The sequence below is a fragment of the Agrobacterium sp. CNPSo 2736 genome, assembly GCF_004005385.1.
GTDB classification, from domain to species: Bacteria; Pseudomonadota; Alphaproteobacteria; order Rhizobiales; family Rhizobiaceae; genus Agrobacterium; species Agrobacterium leguminum.
The window spans coordinates 505,306-519,769 of the sequence record NZ_RZTX01000001.1; the positions used below are offsets into that span (position 1 = coordinate 505,306).

Genomic DNA, 14,464 nt, shown 5'->3' on the forward strand with positions numbered 1-14,464 from the left:
TCATGCTGCGTTCATGCAGAACCGCGTATTTTCCGATCGTGGCAGTATGCGGAACGCATACTCGTCCATCGAACATGGTGGATGCCGACAAGGGCAAAGCGGGCCTTTGCTTGAGGAGAAAGAAGTGAAGAAAAAACTGTTTGGCGCAATTGCGCTGGTGGCCATGCTCGCCGCGCCGGCACTTGCCGAAGCTGCGACGCGGGGTTTCGCCACCGCGAATGTGAATATGCGCTCCGGCCCGAGCACGGCCTATCCGGCCGTCGTGGTTATTCCGAATGGCGCGCCGCTCACCGTCCATGGTTGCTTGTCCGATACGCCGTGGTGCGATGTCTCGTTCGTGGGCGGCCGCGGCTGGGTGGCCGGGCGTTATATTGCCACGACCTACCGGCAAAACCGGGTCTATGTCGAACCGCGCTATTACCGCGATCTCGGCGTGCCGGTGATCACCTTCGAAGTCGGCCGTTATTGGGACCGCTATTATCGCGACCGCGACTTCTACCGCGAGCGCGACCGCTGGCGCCGTCCGCCGCCGTCCGGCGGTTACTGGAACGCCCCGCCTCCGAGTGCCGGCTGGGACCGCCCACGTCCGCGTGACGAGTGGCGTGATGGCCGCCGGGACGACTGGCGTGATGGTCGCCGCGACGAGTGGCGTGATCCCCGTCAGGGTGGCCCGAACGACGGCCGCTGGGAACGTCGCTACGGCGACTGGAATCAGGGTGACAGAAATCAGGACAGGCCGCGTCGCGACGACGACCGCCGCCGCTTCGAAGAGGAAAGCCGCGACCGCAACCGCGATGGCCAGCAGAACCAGGATGAAGGCCAGCGCCGCCCAGAGCGTCGCCAGTGGGATGACCCGCGCCGTGCGCCTGCCTCGGAAAATTTCCGCGATGGCTGCCGGATCGGCGATCCGGGTTGTGACCCCCGCTAAACAGACAAAGCCCGGCATGATTGTCGGGCTTTTTCATTTATGGCTTCAACTTGGCTTTACGAGCCGCTACTTCGCGGCGGCAGCCTTGCGGGCACGGGCCTTGGGTTTTGCCGGGGCTTCGGCATCCAGTGCGGCTTCTGCAGCAGCGGCCTTGGGAGCGGCCTTCTTGCGCGTTGCGGGTTTCGTCGCTTCCGATGTCTTCAGCAGCGAAAATTCATGCTTGGCCTGTTCCCAATGGTGCGCGTCGCGCCCATGGGGGTGGCCTTCCTTTTCCCAGAGTGTATATGCCCGTTTACTGATCCATTCGTGTTCCGAAACCTGCATGCTCGTCTCCCGTTGCTGTTTACAGCGCCTATGAGAAGGCGACATTCCGCTTGGTCCGGCACACGCTCGACAGGAATCAATGCCGGCATTTCCAGAACCCATTACATGCCATGATTTTCCGGGCGTCAAGCAAACATGCTGCATTGCGAAAGCGGATTTCCGGCATTTTCTCCCCGTTAAAGCGGTTTGAGCGAAAGACGTTCCCGCAGAACAAGATCAACGTTGCGTGATCGCGCCGGGGCCGCCAAGATGGCCGGATGAATGGGCAGCGGAGGAGGCGGTCTTGGAACAGAGAATGGAAGCGGATGCGCAGGTCATCGTCGAAAAACGGGGAGGGGCAGGCATCATTCGCCTCAACCGCCCGAAGGCCATCAACAGCCTGACCTTGCCAATGGTGCGCGACCTGTTTCAGGCGCTTCAGCGTTTCGAAGAGGATGCCGGTGTTTCCTGTGTGGTTCTTACAGGGGAAGGCGACAGGGGGCTTTGCGCCGGGGGCGATGTCCGCATCATTCACGATCTCGGCAAGGCGGGCGACCCGCAGGTGCTTGATTTCTGGCGGGAAGAATTTCCGCTCAACTATCGCATCGCCCGCTTCGGCAAACCCTATATCGCCCTGATGGACGGCATCGTCATGGGCGGCGGTGTCGGCATTTCAGCCCATGGCAGCCACCGCATCGTCACGGAGCGCACAAAACTCGCCATGCCGGAAACCGGCATCGGTTATTTCCCGGATGTCGGCGGTTCCTGGCTTTTGCCACGGGCGCCGGGCGAATGCGGCACCTGGCTGGGGTTGACGGGCAATGCCGTTACCGCTGCCGATGCCATCTATGCTGGTTTTGCCGACTATCTCGTTCCTTCGGACCGTCTCGACGGGTTGGTCCAAGACCTGTCGCAAGCCGCGGATACTGACAGTATCGAGACGGCGATTGCGGCGCACGCCGTCGAGGCCGGTGAAGGCGTTTTATCCATAAATCGGGATATCATCGACGCGACATTCCATTTCGACACGGTCGAGGAGATTTTCGAGGCACTTGCGGCGCGCCAGGATGCGTTTTCGCGCGAAACCCTCGAGGTCCTGCAAAAACGCTCCCCCATCAGTCTGAAACTGACCCTGAAGCTGCTGCGCCTCGGCCGGGAAAGCGCGAGCCTCATCGAATGCCTGGAGCGGGAATTTGCCGCCGGCACGGAAATATTGCGCCAGCATGATTTTTACGAAGGCGTGCGTGCGGCGCTGGTCGACAAGGACCGCAATCCCCGCTGGCAACCGGCACGGCTGGAGGAGGTGAGGGAGGAGGACATTGCGCCTTATCTTGCCGCGCATTCCGGCAATCTGTTTCCAGATCATCGTCTTTAGGTCGGCGCAAAAGAAATCCGGCTTCTTGCCGTATATGAAATCATCGCCTGCGGAGCCGGCATTCTTTGGGCGAAATTTCCAATCCGTGCGCCCGGAAAGCATGGCTGTTTCTCGCGGGCGTTGCCGCCGCCCGCTATGTTGAGCACCATTCGAATTGCCGGGGGTATTCATGAAACGTCTTCTCATTATCGGTACTGCCATCGCCGCTCTTTTTGCAGGTGCGGCGCAGGCGCAGTCTCCGACCACCATTCTCAACGCATCCTACGATGTCGCCCGCGAAGTTTTCGCCGCCGAGAACGAGGCGTTCATCAAGCTGCATCCGGGCGTCACCGTCGATCAGTCGCATGCCGGCACCTCCAAGCAGGCGCGCGCCATCGTCGAGGGTCTGGAAGCCGATGTCGTCACCTTCAATCAGGTCACCGATGTCGATTTTCTGGTGAAGCAGGGCTTCGTTTCCGCCGACTGGAAGAAGGATTTTGCGAACGACGCATCGCCCTTCTATTCCTTCCCGTCGTTCCTCGTGCGCGCCGGCAATCCCAAGGGTATCAAGGACTGGGACGATCTTGCCCGCGACGATGTGAAGATCGTTTTCCCCAATCCGAAGACCTCGGGTAACGCCCGTTACACCTATCTCGCCGCCACCGCTTACGCCAAGGAGAAGTTCAACGGCGACGACGCGAAGGTTCAGGCATTCGTCAAGAAAATCTTCGACAATACGCCGGTGTTCGACACGGGAGGCCGCGCCGCCACCACCACCTTCGTTGAGCGTGAAATCGGCGACGTGCTTATCACCTTCGAAGCCGAGACCCGCGGCATCGCCAAGCAATATGGCGCAGACAAGGTGGAAGGCGTCGTGCCCTCCGTCAGCCTGCTGGCCGAATTTCCGGTCGCCGTGGTGGACAAGGTCGTCGACAAGCGCGGCTCGCGCGATCTGGCGAAGAGCTACCTCGATTTCCTCTATACCGAGGAAGGCCAGCGCATCGCCGCCGAATTCGGCCACCGTGTCCACAATGAAAAGGTCGTCGGCGAATTCAAGGACAAGTTCCCGGCGATTCGCCTCGTCAACGTCGATGATGTCTTCGGCGGCTGGGACAAAATCCAGAAAGAGCATTTTGCATCCGGCGCGACGCTTGATACGCTTTACGGCAGCCGTTAATCACAGCGATACGCAACAGGTAAAAGACCCGGCGGGAAACCGCCGGGTCGCTTTTTGATGAATGGGGGGCGGGGTTTGAAGCGGAATGTTCTGCCGGGGCTAAAATTGTCCCTTGGCGTTACCCTGACTTACGTTGCCATCATCGTGCTTCTGCCGCTCTCGGCGCTGGTGTTCAAGGCGGCAAGCCTCGGCCCTGCCGAATATTGGTCGATCATCTCCTCGCCGCGCGCCGTGGCCAGTTATCGTGTTACCGTGCTCTGCGCGCTCGCCGCCACGCTGTTCAACGTCATCTTCGGGCTGGCGCTCGCCTGGGTGCTGACGCGTTACCGCTTTCCCGGCTGGCGCATCGTCGACGCCATCGTCGATCTGCCTTTTGCGCTTCCGACCGCCGTTGCCGGCATTGCGCTGACGACACTGTTCGCAGGTAATGGCTGGTTCGGCTCGGTGCTTTCGCAATTCGGCATCAAGGTGGCCTACACGCCGCTTGGCATCATGGTGGCGATGGCCTTTACCAGCCTGCCCTTCATCGTGCGTACCGTGCAGCCGGTGCTGGAAGACCTCGATCCGGCGCTTGAGGAAGCGGCGCAATCGCTCGGCGGTTCCGATCTCGAAATTTTCCGCAAGATCATCCTGCCGCTGTTGACGCCGGCGTTGCTCGCCGGTCTGTCGCTCTCCTTCGCCCGCAGCCTCGGCGAATTCGGGGCGATCATCTTCATCGCCGGCAATCAGCCGTTTTCGACGGAAATCACGGCGCTGCTGATCTTCATCCGGCTGGAGGAATATGACTATCAGGCGGCGGCCGCCATCGCCTCCGTGCTGCTCATCACCGCCTTCGTGATGCTGGCGGTAACCAACTATCTGCAGGCGCGCGCGCTTCGTTATACGGTGAGGGGCTGAGAGATGAGCACCGTTTCTTCACATCGCAAACCGCCACGCGTGGGTGACGCGCCTCTCGTTCGCCGCAGCCTGATTTCTTTTGTGCTGGTCATCGGCGCCCTGTTGGTCCTGGCGCCGCTTATCATCATCGGCGTCGAGGCGTTTTCGCAGGGCTGGAAGGCCTATACGGCCACCATCACCCATCCCGATACCCGCCACGCCATCATGCTGACGGTGCTGACGGCGCTGATCGCCGTGCCGGTGAATACGGCCTTCGGTGTTGCGGCCGCATGGTCGATCACCAAGTTCGATTTCCCCGGTCGACGCTTCCTGCTGGTGCTGATCGAGATACCCTTTTCCATCTCGCCCATCGTCGCGGGTGTCGCCTATCTTTTCGTTTACGGCCTGCAGGGGCTGTTCGGCCCGTTCCTCGATGCGCATGACATCAAGATACTTTTTGCGCTGCCCGGCATCGTCATCGCCTCGATGTTCGTCACAGCACCTTTCGTGGCGCGGGAACTTATCCCGCTGATGCAGGCGCAGGGCCGCGATCTGGAGGAGGCGGCGACCTCGCTTGGCGCCTCCGGCTGGCGCACCTTCTTTTCGGTCACCTTGCCGAACATCAAATGGGCGCTGCTTTACGGCGTCGTGCTGTGCAACGCCCGCGTGATGGGTGAATTCGGCGCGGTATCGGTCGTATCGGGCAATATTCGCGGCCAGACCAATACTCTGCCGCTGCATATCGAGCTGCTTTACCACGATTACCAGACGGCCGGCGCCTTCGCCTCGGCCTCGATCCTCGCCTTGCTCGCCGTCGTCACCATCATCGCCAAGGTGGCGCTGGAACGGCGCGGCGCGGGGCGCGGGGCCAAGAAGACCAACGGCGATGCCGCCATCGCCACGGAGACCTGATTCCCATGAAAATCCGCCTCGAAAATGTGGTGAAGACCTTCGATACCTTCCGCGCCGTGCGCGATGTTTCGCTGGATATCGAAAGCGGCGAGCTTCTGGCGCTGCTCGGTCCTTCAGGCTCCGGCAAGACCACGATTTTGCGCATGGTTGCCGGTCTCGAATATAGCGATGGCGGCCGTATCTTTTTCGGCGACGAGGACGCCACCAATATTCCGGTGCGGGACCGCGGCGTCGGTTTCGTATTCCAGCATTACGCGCTCTTTCCGCATATGACCCTGCATCAAAACATCGCTTTCGGCATGAAGGTTTCGAAGGTGAAGCGGGACAAGGCGGCGATCGATGCCCGCGTCGAGGAGCTTCTGCGGCTGGTAAAGCTCGATGGCCTGGGCGACCGTTTCCCGGCGCAGATTTCCGGCGGCCAGCGGCAGCGCGTGGCGCTGGCGCGTGCCCTCTCGGTCGATCCGAAGGTGCTTCTGCTCGATGAGCCCTTCGGGGCGCTGGACGCCAATGTGCGCCGCGACCTGCGCCGCTGGCTGCGCGAGATTCACGATTCGCTCGGCATCACCACGATTTTCGTGACGCATGACCAGGAAGAAGCGCTCGATCTTGCCGACCGTGTCGTCATCCTCAATCAGGGCGAGATCGTACAGCAGGGCACGCCGAAGGAGGTCTGCCGCCAGCCGAACAGCGCCTTCGTCATGCGCTTTCTGGGCGATGCCAACCGGGTGTCCGGCGTGGCGCGCGGCGGCAAGGTCTATGTCGGCGAAAGCGAGCTGCCTTTCTCCTACGCGCAAGGCGATGGCGCGGTGGACATCTATGCCCGCCCCGGCGATCTGGAGTGGGAAGATCTGCATGAGGGCATTCCGGCCTCTGTGGCGCGGGTTCTCGACCGCGCGGGCGAGCGGCGGGTGATCGCCAGCACCGACGGCGGCGACCTTCTGGAATTCGACGTGCCGCCGGAAAACGATGTTGCCGCCGGAGACCGCGGTTCCGTCATCATCCGCCGGGCGAAGATTTTCCCGGCGGTGTGAGGCGCTATCAGCCCAGAAGCTGGAAGGCGCTTTCTGCCACAAGCTTGCCGTTGATCGTCAGGTCGACCCTGTGGATGCCGGGATAGTGCTTGCGGGTCGTGAAATCGCGTATGGCGCGGCTGATCGACAGCGCGCATGTCTCGCCAGGCTGAAGTTCGATCTCTTTCCACTTGAAGACTTTCGCGGAGGCGTCGCCGCTCTTCTTCACGTAGTGCACGGCGTAGTCGATCACCAGTTTCTGCGGCCGTTTCGTCGTCGAGGTGAAAGAGGCTGCAATCCGCACCGGATTGCCGAGCGCAACCTTGTCCGGCGTAACCTGAAACGCCGCAAGGGAAATTTCCGCTTCCTCATGCGCGCCTAGATGGGCAAGCGCTGCGGCATCGCCCTTCTTGATCAATGTGCGCAGGGCCTGCCGCGTGATCCAGCGTGTATGCGGATTGTCCTTCGGCCATGTATCGATCAGCGCCAGCACGAAAGCGGGATTGTCCTTGGTGATGTCGTTCAGATGGTTGGCGACGGATTTGCGCACGTAAAGCGCCTCGTCGGCTTTCATCGTGTCGAGAATTGCGGTGACCGGCGAGGGATCTTCGATCAGGGGTTTGAGCTGGAACGACCATGGCAGACGCGGCCGGCAGCCTTCGCTCGCCAGCCGCCGCACATGTTCGTTCTCGTGCCGCGACCATGCTTCCATCACGGCGAGGGTTCGGGCCATATCCTTTTGCAGGAAATGCCGGATGGCGAATTCCGAGGAGCCGACGCGGGTGAAATAATGCAGCGCTTCCATGGAAAGATCGAAATCATCAAGGCCGTAAAGCGCCACATATTCCGGCAGCGAAATGGAGGCGAAACCGTTGCCGATGCCCGGCGCTGCGGCGGTCAGGATTTCGATGTTGCGGGCATAGTCGCCGGGAAGCGTCGCATGCAGGCTCGTCGCCACCTGCCGCATGCGCTGCATGATGCCCAGCGCTTCAAGGTTTTCGGTGGCGAGCGCCATGAAGGCGGAAACGTCAAATGGCGGATGAACGGCCTTGGTCTCATCGGCGATATGCCGCAGTTTCTCGCGGTTGAAGATTTCCTTCAATGCCGGTGCCGCCGCGTCGCTCATATCGCCCTCAGAGTTCACTTTTTGTTCTTTTAGGGGATGATGCAGGCGAAAGCAAGCAGGACCGGAGCAGCGAAAAAACGCTGTGGCCAATTTTGCCTGTTCTCAGATCAATAAGGCCTCTCTTCCGTCATGCCGGACTAGATCCGGCATCCCGCCGACGCGCGTCTGCGCGGCGAATAGAGTCTTTTCAGCCCAAGGACTTGGGCTGGCTGGACCCCGGCTCGAGGCCGGGGTGACGAAGGTGCGGATGCTCCGGGTTCGCCAAAAAAGCGTCAGCTCATCTGGCTGACGAATTTGGTCTCCAGATAGGCCTGAACGGCTTCCGAGCCGCCTTCCGTACCATAACCGGAATCCTTGATGCCGCCGAAGGGGACTTCGGGAAGGGCAAGGCCGTTATGGTTGATGGTCAGCATGCCTGCTTCGACCTGATGGCTAAGGGCATGCGCGGTCTTGACCGAACCGGTGAAGGCGTAGGAGGCAAGGCCGAAGGGGAGACGGTTCGCTTCGGTGACAGCGTCATCGAAGGTCGAGAAGCGGTTGATGATCGCGACCGGGCCGAAAGGCTCGTCGTTCATGATCTTTGCTGCTGTCGGCACATTGGCGAGGACCGTCGGCTCGAAGAAATTGCCCTTGTTGCCGATGCGGCGGCCGCCGGTCTTCAATTCCGCGCCATGGGAAACGGCGTCGTTGATGAGGCCTTCCAGCGCCGGAATGCGGCGCTCATTGGCGAGCGGCCCCATGATGACGCCGTCTTCCAGCCCGTTGCCGACCTTGATGGCCTTCGTCGCTTCCACGAAACCTTCAAGGAAACGGTCTGCCACGCCGTCCTGCACGAGGAAGCGGGTGGGGGCAACGCAGACCTGACCGGCATTGCGGAACTTGGCAAGCGAGGTGACTTCGATCGCCTTGTCGATATCGGCGTCGTTAAAGATCATCACCGGCGCATGGCCGCCGAGCTCCATCGTGGCGCGCTTCATGTGCTTGCCGGCGAGTGCGGCCAGATGTTTGCCGATGGGGGTGGAGCCGGTGAAGGAAATCTTGCGGATGACCGGATGCGGGATCAGATATTCCGAAATCTCGGATGGAACACCGTAAACGAGGCCGATAACGCCCGCCGGCACGCCGGCATCCACGAAGGCGCGGATCAGTTCGGCCGGCGATGCGGGTGTTTCCTCCGGCGCCTTGACGATGATGGAGCAGCCGGCGGCAAGCGCTGCGGAAAGCTTGCGGACGATCTGGTTGATCGGGAAGTTCCACGGCGTAAACGCCGCGACGGGACCGACCGGCAGCTTGATGGCAAGCTGCGAAACGCCGGTTGCGCGCGCCGGGATGACCTGGCCATAGGTGCGGCGTGCTTCTTCCGCGAACCAGTCGATGGTGTCGGCGGCGCCCATGACCTCGGTGCCCGATTGCGCCAGCGGCTTGCCCTGCTCGCGGGTCATGATGTAGGCGATCTTGTCCTTGCGCTCGCGCAGGAGATCGGCCGCCCTGCGCATGATCTTCGAGCGCTCGAAGGGCGAGGTGTCGCGCCACACCCTGAAACCGCGCTCGGCGGCGGCAAGCGCCAGATCGAGGTCTTCCTTCTCGGCATGCGCAATCGCGCCGATGATCTCGTCGGTTGCCGGATCGGACACGGCGATCGTCTTGCCGGAAACGGCGTCTCGCCATTCGCCATCAATGAGAAGTTTGATGTCGGGATAGGTGTGCATAGGGGCTACCTTCATGATGCGGCCGATACGGCGAAATGCCGTCCGGCCCGGAGACGTGAACAGAATTTTCCTGGCCGGACGATATCCGGCATCGCGGCTTTCGCTGCGCGGAACATGTGTCTGGATATTTCCGACGGGGGCTTCTGGAATTGTCGGAAACGGAAACGACAGCCTTTATATTAAGGTCCGGGCGGTATGTTTCAACCGTGCGCTCCGGCAATCGCCATGATTTTTCCGTGACGCGGAATTTGCCATTCGTCATTTCAATCCGGCACGCAGACGGGGCGTCACTTATCCGGCTGCCTCAGGCGAATCAGATGAAGCTGCGCGACGGCGGAAAGGCTCTCGCCACAATTCGGCCTTTGTCGCACCTGACGAATTATCGGGAGGGGTCTCCGGAGCTTGCCGCTTGTGTCATAATGGGACGTGTGGCCTGAAAAAATACAATAAGACGGAAAACTTATCCAAAGGGTTTACTCAAAACCTAGAGAAAATACGGATAAAATCTCACTAAGGATATAACATCCATTCCTGATATATATTGCTAGCGTCGGTTCCCTTGACCTTCAAAGGTTGGTGAAAACCCTCGACCTGAACGTTATCGATGGAGAAAAAGTATGAGTTTCGCCCGGGTACTTCTCAGTGCGTTCTTGTCGCTCGCGTGGCTTTCCTGTGCCGAAGCCGGCGAAATTGCCAAACCGCAAGGAAAACCGATATTAACCATATCCGGAAACATCGCCAATACGAATGGCGAGGGCGCCGCGGTATTTGATCGTGACATGCTGGAAGCGCTCGGCATGGTGGCGGTGGAGACGACGACGCCCTGGCATGATGGCCGCGTCCGTTTCGATGGTGTTTCGCTGGCGAAATTGATGGATGTCGTCGGCGCAAAGGGCACCAGCGTCACGGCAGTCGCTCTCAACGATTATGTCAGCACTATACCGATTGAAGATTTTAAGAAATTTAACGTTATCCTGGCGATCAAGCTGGATGGCAATTACATGACAGTTCGCGAAAAGGGCCCGTTGTTCGTCATCTATCCCTATGACAGCGATCCGGAGCTGCAGAAGCAGACCTATTATTCGCGGTCCGCATGGCAAGTTGCCAAACTGATAGTGGAATAAAGGTGCCGTTTGCGAAAACTTGTGGCGGTGATCATCTGTTGCTTCGTCCTGGCAACGGGCTATATCGCTTTCGTCATTGCCGAGCGGCAGACCGCTCTGCAGAAATTCGCCCGCTACAATGATTCCTGGGCCGTCAGCCAGACCGTAGCCGAATATCTGCGCCTCCAGAACAAACTGGCCGTGTTTGCGTTCAATCCCGGCAAGATCGACCGGGATGAGCTGCAACTGCGTCTGGACATCATGCTGAGCCGCCTTGAGCTTTTGAAGCAGGGCAACCTCGGGGCCTTCATCAATGAAAAACAGCAGTGGCGGGATCTCGTAACCCGCCTCGATGCCGTTCTGGCCCGTCTGGAGCAGCAGGTGAACAACCTCGATCCGGCCGAGGTTCCGGATCTGCTGGCGACGATGAGCGCGCTCGACGCGCCGATGACGACGCTTGCCTCGTCTTCCGTCGCTTATGACGTCAATCTGATCGATACGGCCCATGAGGATGTGCGCAAGCTGCATATCGTTTATACCGCGCTGGCGGGCGGCCTCATCCTGTGCGGTATCGCGCTTGTCATATTGCTGCTTCGCCAGAACGATCTTCTGAACCGTGCGCAGAAAAGCATGCGCGGCCTGACCGACGATCTGCGCGCCGCGACGCTGGAATTGCAGGCGAAGAATGTCCGGCTCGAACACGACGCCTATCACGACGCGCTGACGGGACTGCCGAACCGCGCGCTGTTCCGGCAGGAATTGATCGAGAGGTTGCGCCGATCCTTCGGCGGGACGGGAACGACAGCCATCCTCCTGCTCGATCTCGATGGGTTCAAGGACGTGAACGACACGCTCGGCCACGATGCCGGCGATGCGCTGCTTCAGGCCGTGGCGCAGCGCCTGTCGGCCATCGGCGGCGATTATGACATGGTCTGCCGCCTGGGCGGCGACGAATTTGCCGTCGTCTCCGACGATCTGAACGAGGATGCCGCCCGCCGTCTTGCCATCAAGCTCATCGACCAGATCAGCCGCACCTACCAGCTGGGTGAACAGGAGGTCAAAATCGGCACCTGCATCGGCATCGCCATATCGCATGGTGCAGTGGATGCGGATGAATTGTTCAAGCGCGCGGATCTGGCGCTTTATGAGGCGAAAGCCATCGGCCCCGGTCGGGCGAGCGTTTTCAAGGTCCGCATGCAGAAGCAGCTGACCGAGAAGAAATCCTTCGAGGCCGACCTGCAGACCGCGTTGCAGAACGACGAGATGGAAGTCTATTACCAGCCGCAGGTGGCGACGCAGACCCGCAAGCTCTGTGGCTTCGAGGCGCTGCTGCGCTGGAAACATCCGGTGCGCGGCGATGTGCCGCCCAGCGTGTTCATTCCCGTTGCGGAAAGAACGGGTCTCATCCATTCGCTCGGAAAATGGGTTATGGAAACCGCCTGCCGCGAGGCGATGGGCTGGGACGAGGACATGAAGGTGGCCGTCAATCTGTCGCCGGTTCAGTTCCACAGCACCAGCCTTATCCAGAACGTCATGGGTGCGCTTGAGAAAAGCGGGCTGGAACCAAGCCGGCTCGAGCTTGAAATCACCGAATCGATCCTTCTCAACAAGAGCGACCAGACGATCAACACGCTGTCGCGCCTGAAGGCCGTCGGCATCAAGATCGCCATGGACGATTTCGGGACAGGTTATTCATCGCTCGCCAATCTGCGCGGTGTGCCCTTCGACAAGATCAAGATCGACCGCTCGTTCCTGCGCGATATCACCAGCGACCGCGACGCGCTGGCGATCGTTGAATTCGTGGTCGGCGTCGGCCGCAGTCTGCGGATGACGACGATTGCGGAAGGTATCGAGACGGAAGAGCAATATGAATGCGTCAGGCGTCTGGGATGCGATCAGGTTCAGGGATATCTGATCAGCAGACCGTTGCCGGCCAAGGAGCTGGTGGCCTGGAGCTCTGTCTGAGACGCGCCTGTTTTGGCGGCGGCCGTATCTTGAATTTTTACCACGTCATAGTGTTGCTTGCGAAAACCGATACCGGTTGCCGCAACGATGCTGTAGAGCATTCCCGGTCGATATGGGATCATTGCGACGAAGCGGCCGGGTTTTGCGAAAAGGCTTGAGACATGGAAATACTGGACGTGCATGGAGTTGCCCTTCCCCTCTCTTCCGATGAGGTGTCGCCGGTCATCTGGCAGGCGCTGACCGACGGCAGCTATGAGGCGAAAGAGGCCCGCAGCGTCCTGAAAGCCATCAAGCCCGGCGATCGCGTGCTGGAGCTGGGCTCCGGTATCGGCATCATCACCTCGATCATTGCCGGCATCGAGGATGTTTCCGTCTGGGCTTTCGAGGCCAACCCTTCCACAGCGGCGCTGGCCGAGCGGGTGATCAAGGCCAATTGCCGGGGCAATGTCGTGTTTTCGCAGGGGCTTCTCACCGCCGACGAGCCGAGTTCCTATCCTTTTTATGTCCGCAGGGATCTCTGGATGTCGTCCATGGACGAAAACCAGGGCCCCTATGAAAAACGCATCGAAATTTCCTCCGCCAATATCGATGAATTTATCGCCAGCCGGGGCATAACCGCGCTCGTGATGGATATCGAGGGTGCGGAACGCGATCTGCTCGGCAGGGCCGATCTGACCGGCGTGGAGCGGATATTCGTGGAGCTGCATGACCATCTTTACGGTCTCGCCGGCGTTCGCGATATCATGCGGGCGCTGACCGCCAAGGGTTATGCCTATGATCCGCGCGGTTCACGCGGGCCCTGTGTCCTGTTCTCGAAGGACGAGAGCCCGAGGGAATACGATCCCGAGGTGGACTGAGGCCAGCGGCGCGCCGAATTCACGGAACCGTCCGCCCGTCATCTCCGTTCTCACACTTGCATGAGGGCGCGGAGCGGGTCGACACGTGTGCCGGGATTGGTATGCGGGTCGAGAAGATAATTTCATAAACAGCAATTCATTCCCAATTATTGTTGCAATTGTTGCAACCGTTATCCTGCGTCATCATCCCTCCATCAAACCGGCGCACAACAGGCTGTGCCGGAGATGCCAACGTAACCGAAGGAGAAACGATCATGGGCTTTGTAAAGACGACAGACGGAACCGAAATCTTCTACAAGGACTGGGGCCCGAAGGATGCCCAGCCGATCATGTTCCACCATGGCTGGCCGCTCTCGTCCGATGACTGGGATGCGCAGATGCTGTTCTTCGTTTCCAAGGGTTTTCGCGTCGTCGCCCATGACCGCCGTGGCCATGGTCGTTCCGCCCAGGTTGCCGACGGTCACGACATGGATCACTACGCCGCCGACGCCTTTGCCGTCGTCGAAGCTCTCGACCTGAAGAATGCCGTCCATATCGGCCATTCCACCGGCGGCGGCGAAGTCGCCCGTTATGTCGCAAAACATGGCGAACCCGCCGGCCGTGTCGCCAAGGCGGTTCTCGTTTCCGCCGTGCCGCCGCTGATGCTCAAGACCGAGGCCAATCCGGAAGGTCTGCCGATGGAGGTTTTTGACGGCTTCCGCTCGTCGCTCGCCGCAAACCGTGCGCAGTTCTTCCGCGATGTGCCGGCCGGCCCCTTCTACGGCTTCAACCGCGATGGTGCGACCGTTCATGAAGGCGTTATCCAGAACTGGTGGCGTCAGGGCATGATGGGCGGCGCAAAGGCCCATTACGACGGCATCAAGGCCTTCTCGGAAACCGACCAGACCGAGGACCTGAAGAATATCAGCGTTCCGACGCTGGTGCTGCATGGTGAAGACGACCAGATCGTGCCGATTGCCGACTCCGCCCTGAAATCGGTGAAGCTGTTGAAAAACGGCACGCTGAAGACCTATCCCGGCTTCTCACACGGCATGTTGACCGTGAATGCCGATGTGCTGAACGCCGATCTTCTGGCCTTCATCAAGGGCTGATCCTTCTGCAAAACCACAATGCGGCCGATCATTCGGCCGCATTTTGCGTTTCG

The 14,464-nt window shown here is 60.2% G+C and carries 13 protein-coding genes; 10 read left to right on the forward strand and 3 right to left on the reverse strand.

Annotated features, from left to right (window positions below; all coding sequences use genetic code 11):
* Positions 1-124: 124 nt before the first annotated feature.
* Positions 125-928, forward strand: coding sequence for an SH3 domain-containing protein (locus tag EM858_RS02335; RefSeq protein WP_120947755.1), 804 nt, complete (start codon positions 125-127; stop codon positions 926-928).
* A gap of 66 nt (positions 929-994) precedes the next feature.
* On the opposite strand, the gene EM858_RS27035 is transcribed toward EM858_RS02335, so the two are convergent.
* Positions 995-1,252 carry a DUF2934 domain-containing protein gene (locus tag EM858_RS27035; RefSeq protein ID WP_137453805.1) on the reverse strand — a complete coding sequence of 86 codons (258 nt, stop codon included), beginning with the start codon at positions 1,250-1,252 and terminating at the stop codon, positions 995-997.
* Positions 1,253-1,535: 283 nt separating this feature from the next.
* Between EM858_RS27035 and EM858_RS02345 the strand changes: the two genes are divergently transcribed.
* The 5 genes from EM858_RS02345 to EM858_RS02365 all read left to right on the forward strand — a co-directional run bounded on the left by EM858_RS02345 (position 1,536) and on the right by EM858_RS02365 (position 6,581).
* Positions 1,536-2,606, forward strand: a complete 1,071-nt coding sequence (locus EM858_RS02345; protein WP_164865274.1) for an enoyl-CoA hydratase/isomerase family protein — start codon at positions 1,536-1,538, stop codon at positions 2,604-2,606.
* Between the two features lie 169 nt (positions 2,607-2,775).
* Positions 2,776-3,762, forward strand: coding sequence for a thiosulfate ABC transporter substrate-binding protein CysP (cysP, locus tag EM858_RS02350; protein ID WP_035264351.1), 987 nt, complete (start codon positions 2,776-2,778; stop codon positions 3,760-3,762).
* Between the two features lie 57 nt (positions 3,763-3,819).
* On the forward strand, positions 3,820-4,659 hold the full coding sequence (gene cysT, locus EM858_RS02355; RefSeq protein WP_078053429.1) for a sulfate ABC transporter permease subunit CysT: 840 nt from the start codon (positions 3,820-3,822) through the stop codon (positions 4,657-4,659).
* Positions 4,660-4,662: 3 nt separating this feature from the next.
* Positions 4,663-5,550 carry a sulfate ABC transporter permease subunit CysW gene (gene cysW / locus EM858_RS02360; protein WP_127755672.1) on the forward strand — a complete coding sequence of 296 codons (888 nt, stop codon included), beginning with the start codon at positions 4,663-4,665 and terminating at the stop codon, positions 5,548-5,550.
* 5 nt (positions 5,551-5,555) lie between these two features.
* Positions 5,556-6,581: a sulfate/molybdate ABC transporter ATP-binding protein gene (locus EM858_RS02365; RefSeq protein WP_127755673.1), complete on the forward strand. Its 1,026-nt coding sequence runs from the start codon at positions 5,556-5,558 to the stop codon at positions 6,579-6,581.
* A gap of 7 nt (positions 6,582-6,588) precedes the next feature.
* Here EM858_RS02365 and EM858_RS02370 read toward each other — a convergent pair whose 3' ends face one another.
* Together EM858_RS02370 and EM858_RS02375 are read right to left on the reverse strand one after the other, a co-directional pair.
* Entirely contained in the window at positions 6,589-7,686 is a 1,098-nt protein-coding gene (locus EM858_RS02370; protein ID WP_127755674.1) for a DNA alkylation repair protein, read from the reverse strand.
* A gap of 272 nt (positions 7,687-7,958) precedes the next feature.
* Positions 7,959-9,395 (reverse strand): NAD-dependent succinate-semialdehyde dehydrogenase, encoded by a 1,437-nt coding sequence (locus EM858_RS02375; protein ID WP_127755900.1) that lies wholly within the window; start codon positions 9,393-9,395, stop codon positions 7,959-7,961.
* Between the two features lie 617 nt (positions 9,396-10,012).
* Between EM858_RS02375 and EM858_RS02380 the strand changes: the two genes are divergently transcribed.
* The 4 genes from EM858_RS02380 (at position 10,013) to EM858_RS02395 (ending at position 14,411) form a co-directional block, all read left to right on the forward strand.
* Entirely contained in the window at positions 10,013-10,519 is a 507-nt protein-coding gene (locus EM858_RS02380; protein ID WP_065657119.1) for a molybdopterin-dependent oxidoreductase, read from the forward strand.
* A 21-nt stretch (positions 10,520-10,540) separates the two neighbouring features.
* Positions 10,541-12,463, forward strand: a complete 1,923-nt coding sequence (locus tag EM858_RS02385; RefSeq protein ID WP_244557333.1) for an EAL domain-containing protein — start codon at positions 10,541-10,543, stop codon at positions 12,461-12,463.
* A 161-nt stretch (positions 12,464-12,624) separates the two neighbouring features.
* Entirely contained in the window at positions 12,625-13,320 is a 696-nt protein-coding gene (locus EM858_RS02390; RefSeq protein ID WP_080819284.1) for an FkbM family methyltransferase, read from the forward strand.
* A gap of 254 nt (positions 13,321-13,574) precedes the next feature.
* Complete coding sequence (locus EM858_RS02395; RefSeq protein ID WP_003522568.1) at positions 13,575-14,411, forward strand: alpha/beta hydrolase; 837 nt, start codon at positions 13,575-13,577, stop codon at positions 14,409-14,411.
* Positions 14,412-14,464 lie beyond the last annotated feature (53 nt).

Bases quoted from the DNA above. Each gene is read 5' to 3' on its own strand.
- EM858_RS02380 (WP_065657119.1), top strand. From the start codon at position 10,013: ATGAGTTTCGCCCGGGTACTTCTCAGTGCGTTCTTGTCGCTCGCGTGG.
- EM858_RS02365 (WP_127755673.1), top strand. From the start codon at position 5,556: ATGAAAATCCGCCTCGAAAATGTGGTGAAGACCTTCGATACCTTCCGC.
- cysP (WP_035264351.1), top strand. From the start codon at position 2,776: ATGAAACGTCTTCTCATTATCGGTACTGCCATCGCCGCTCTTTTTGCA.
- EM858_RS02390 (WP_080819284.1), top strand. From the start codon at position 12,625: ATGGAAATACTGGACGTGCATGGAGTTGCCCTTCCCCTCTCTTCCGAT.
- EM858_RS02375 (WP_127755900.1), bottom strand. From the start codon at position 9,395: ATGCACACCTATCCCGACATCAAACTTCTCATTGATGGCGAATGGCGA.
- cysW (WP_127755672.1), top strand. From the start codon at position 4,663: ATGAGCACCGTTTCTTCACATCGCAAACCGCCACGCGTGGGTGACGCG.
- EM858_RS27035 (WP_137453805.1), bottom strand. From the start codon at position 1,252: ATGCAGGTTTCGGAACACGAATGGATCAGTAAACGGGCATATACACTC.
- EM858_RS02370 (WP_127755674.1), bottom strand. From the start codon at position 7,686: ATGAGCGACGCGGCGGCACCGGCATTGAAGGAAATCTTCAACCGCGAG.
- cysT (WP_078053429.1), top strand. From the start codon at position 3,820: ATGAATGGGGGGCGGGGTTTGAAGCGGAATGTTCTGCCGGGGCTAAAA.
- EM858_RS02395 (WP_003522568.1), top strand. From the start codon at position 13,575: ATGGGCTTTGTAAAGACGACAGACGGAACCGAAATCTTCTACAAGGAC.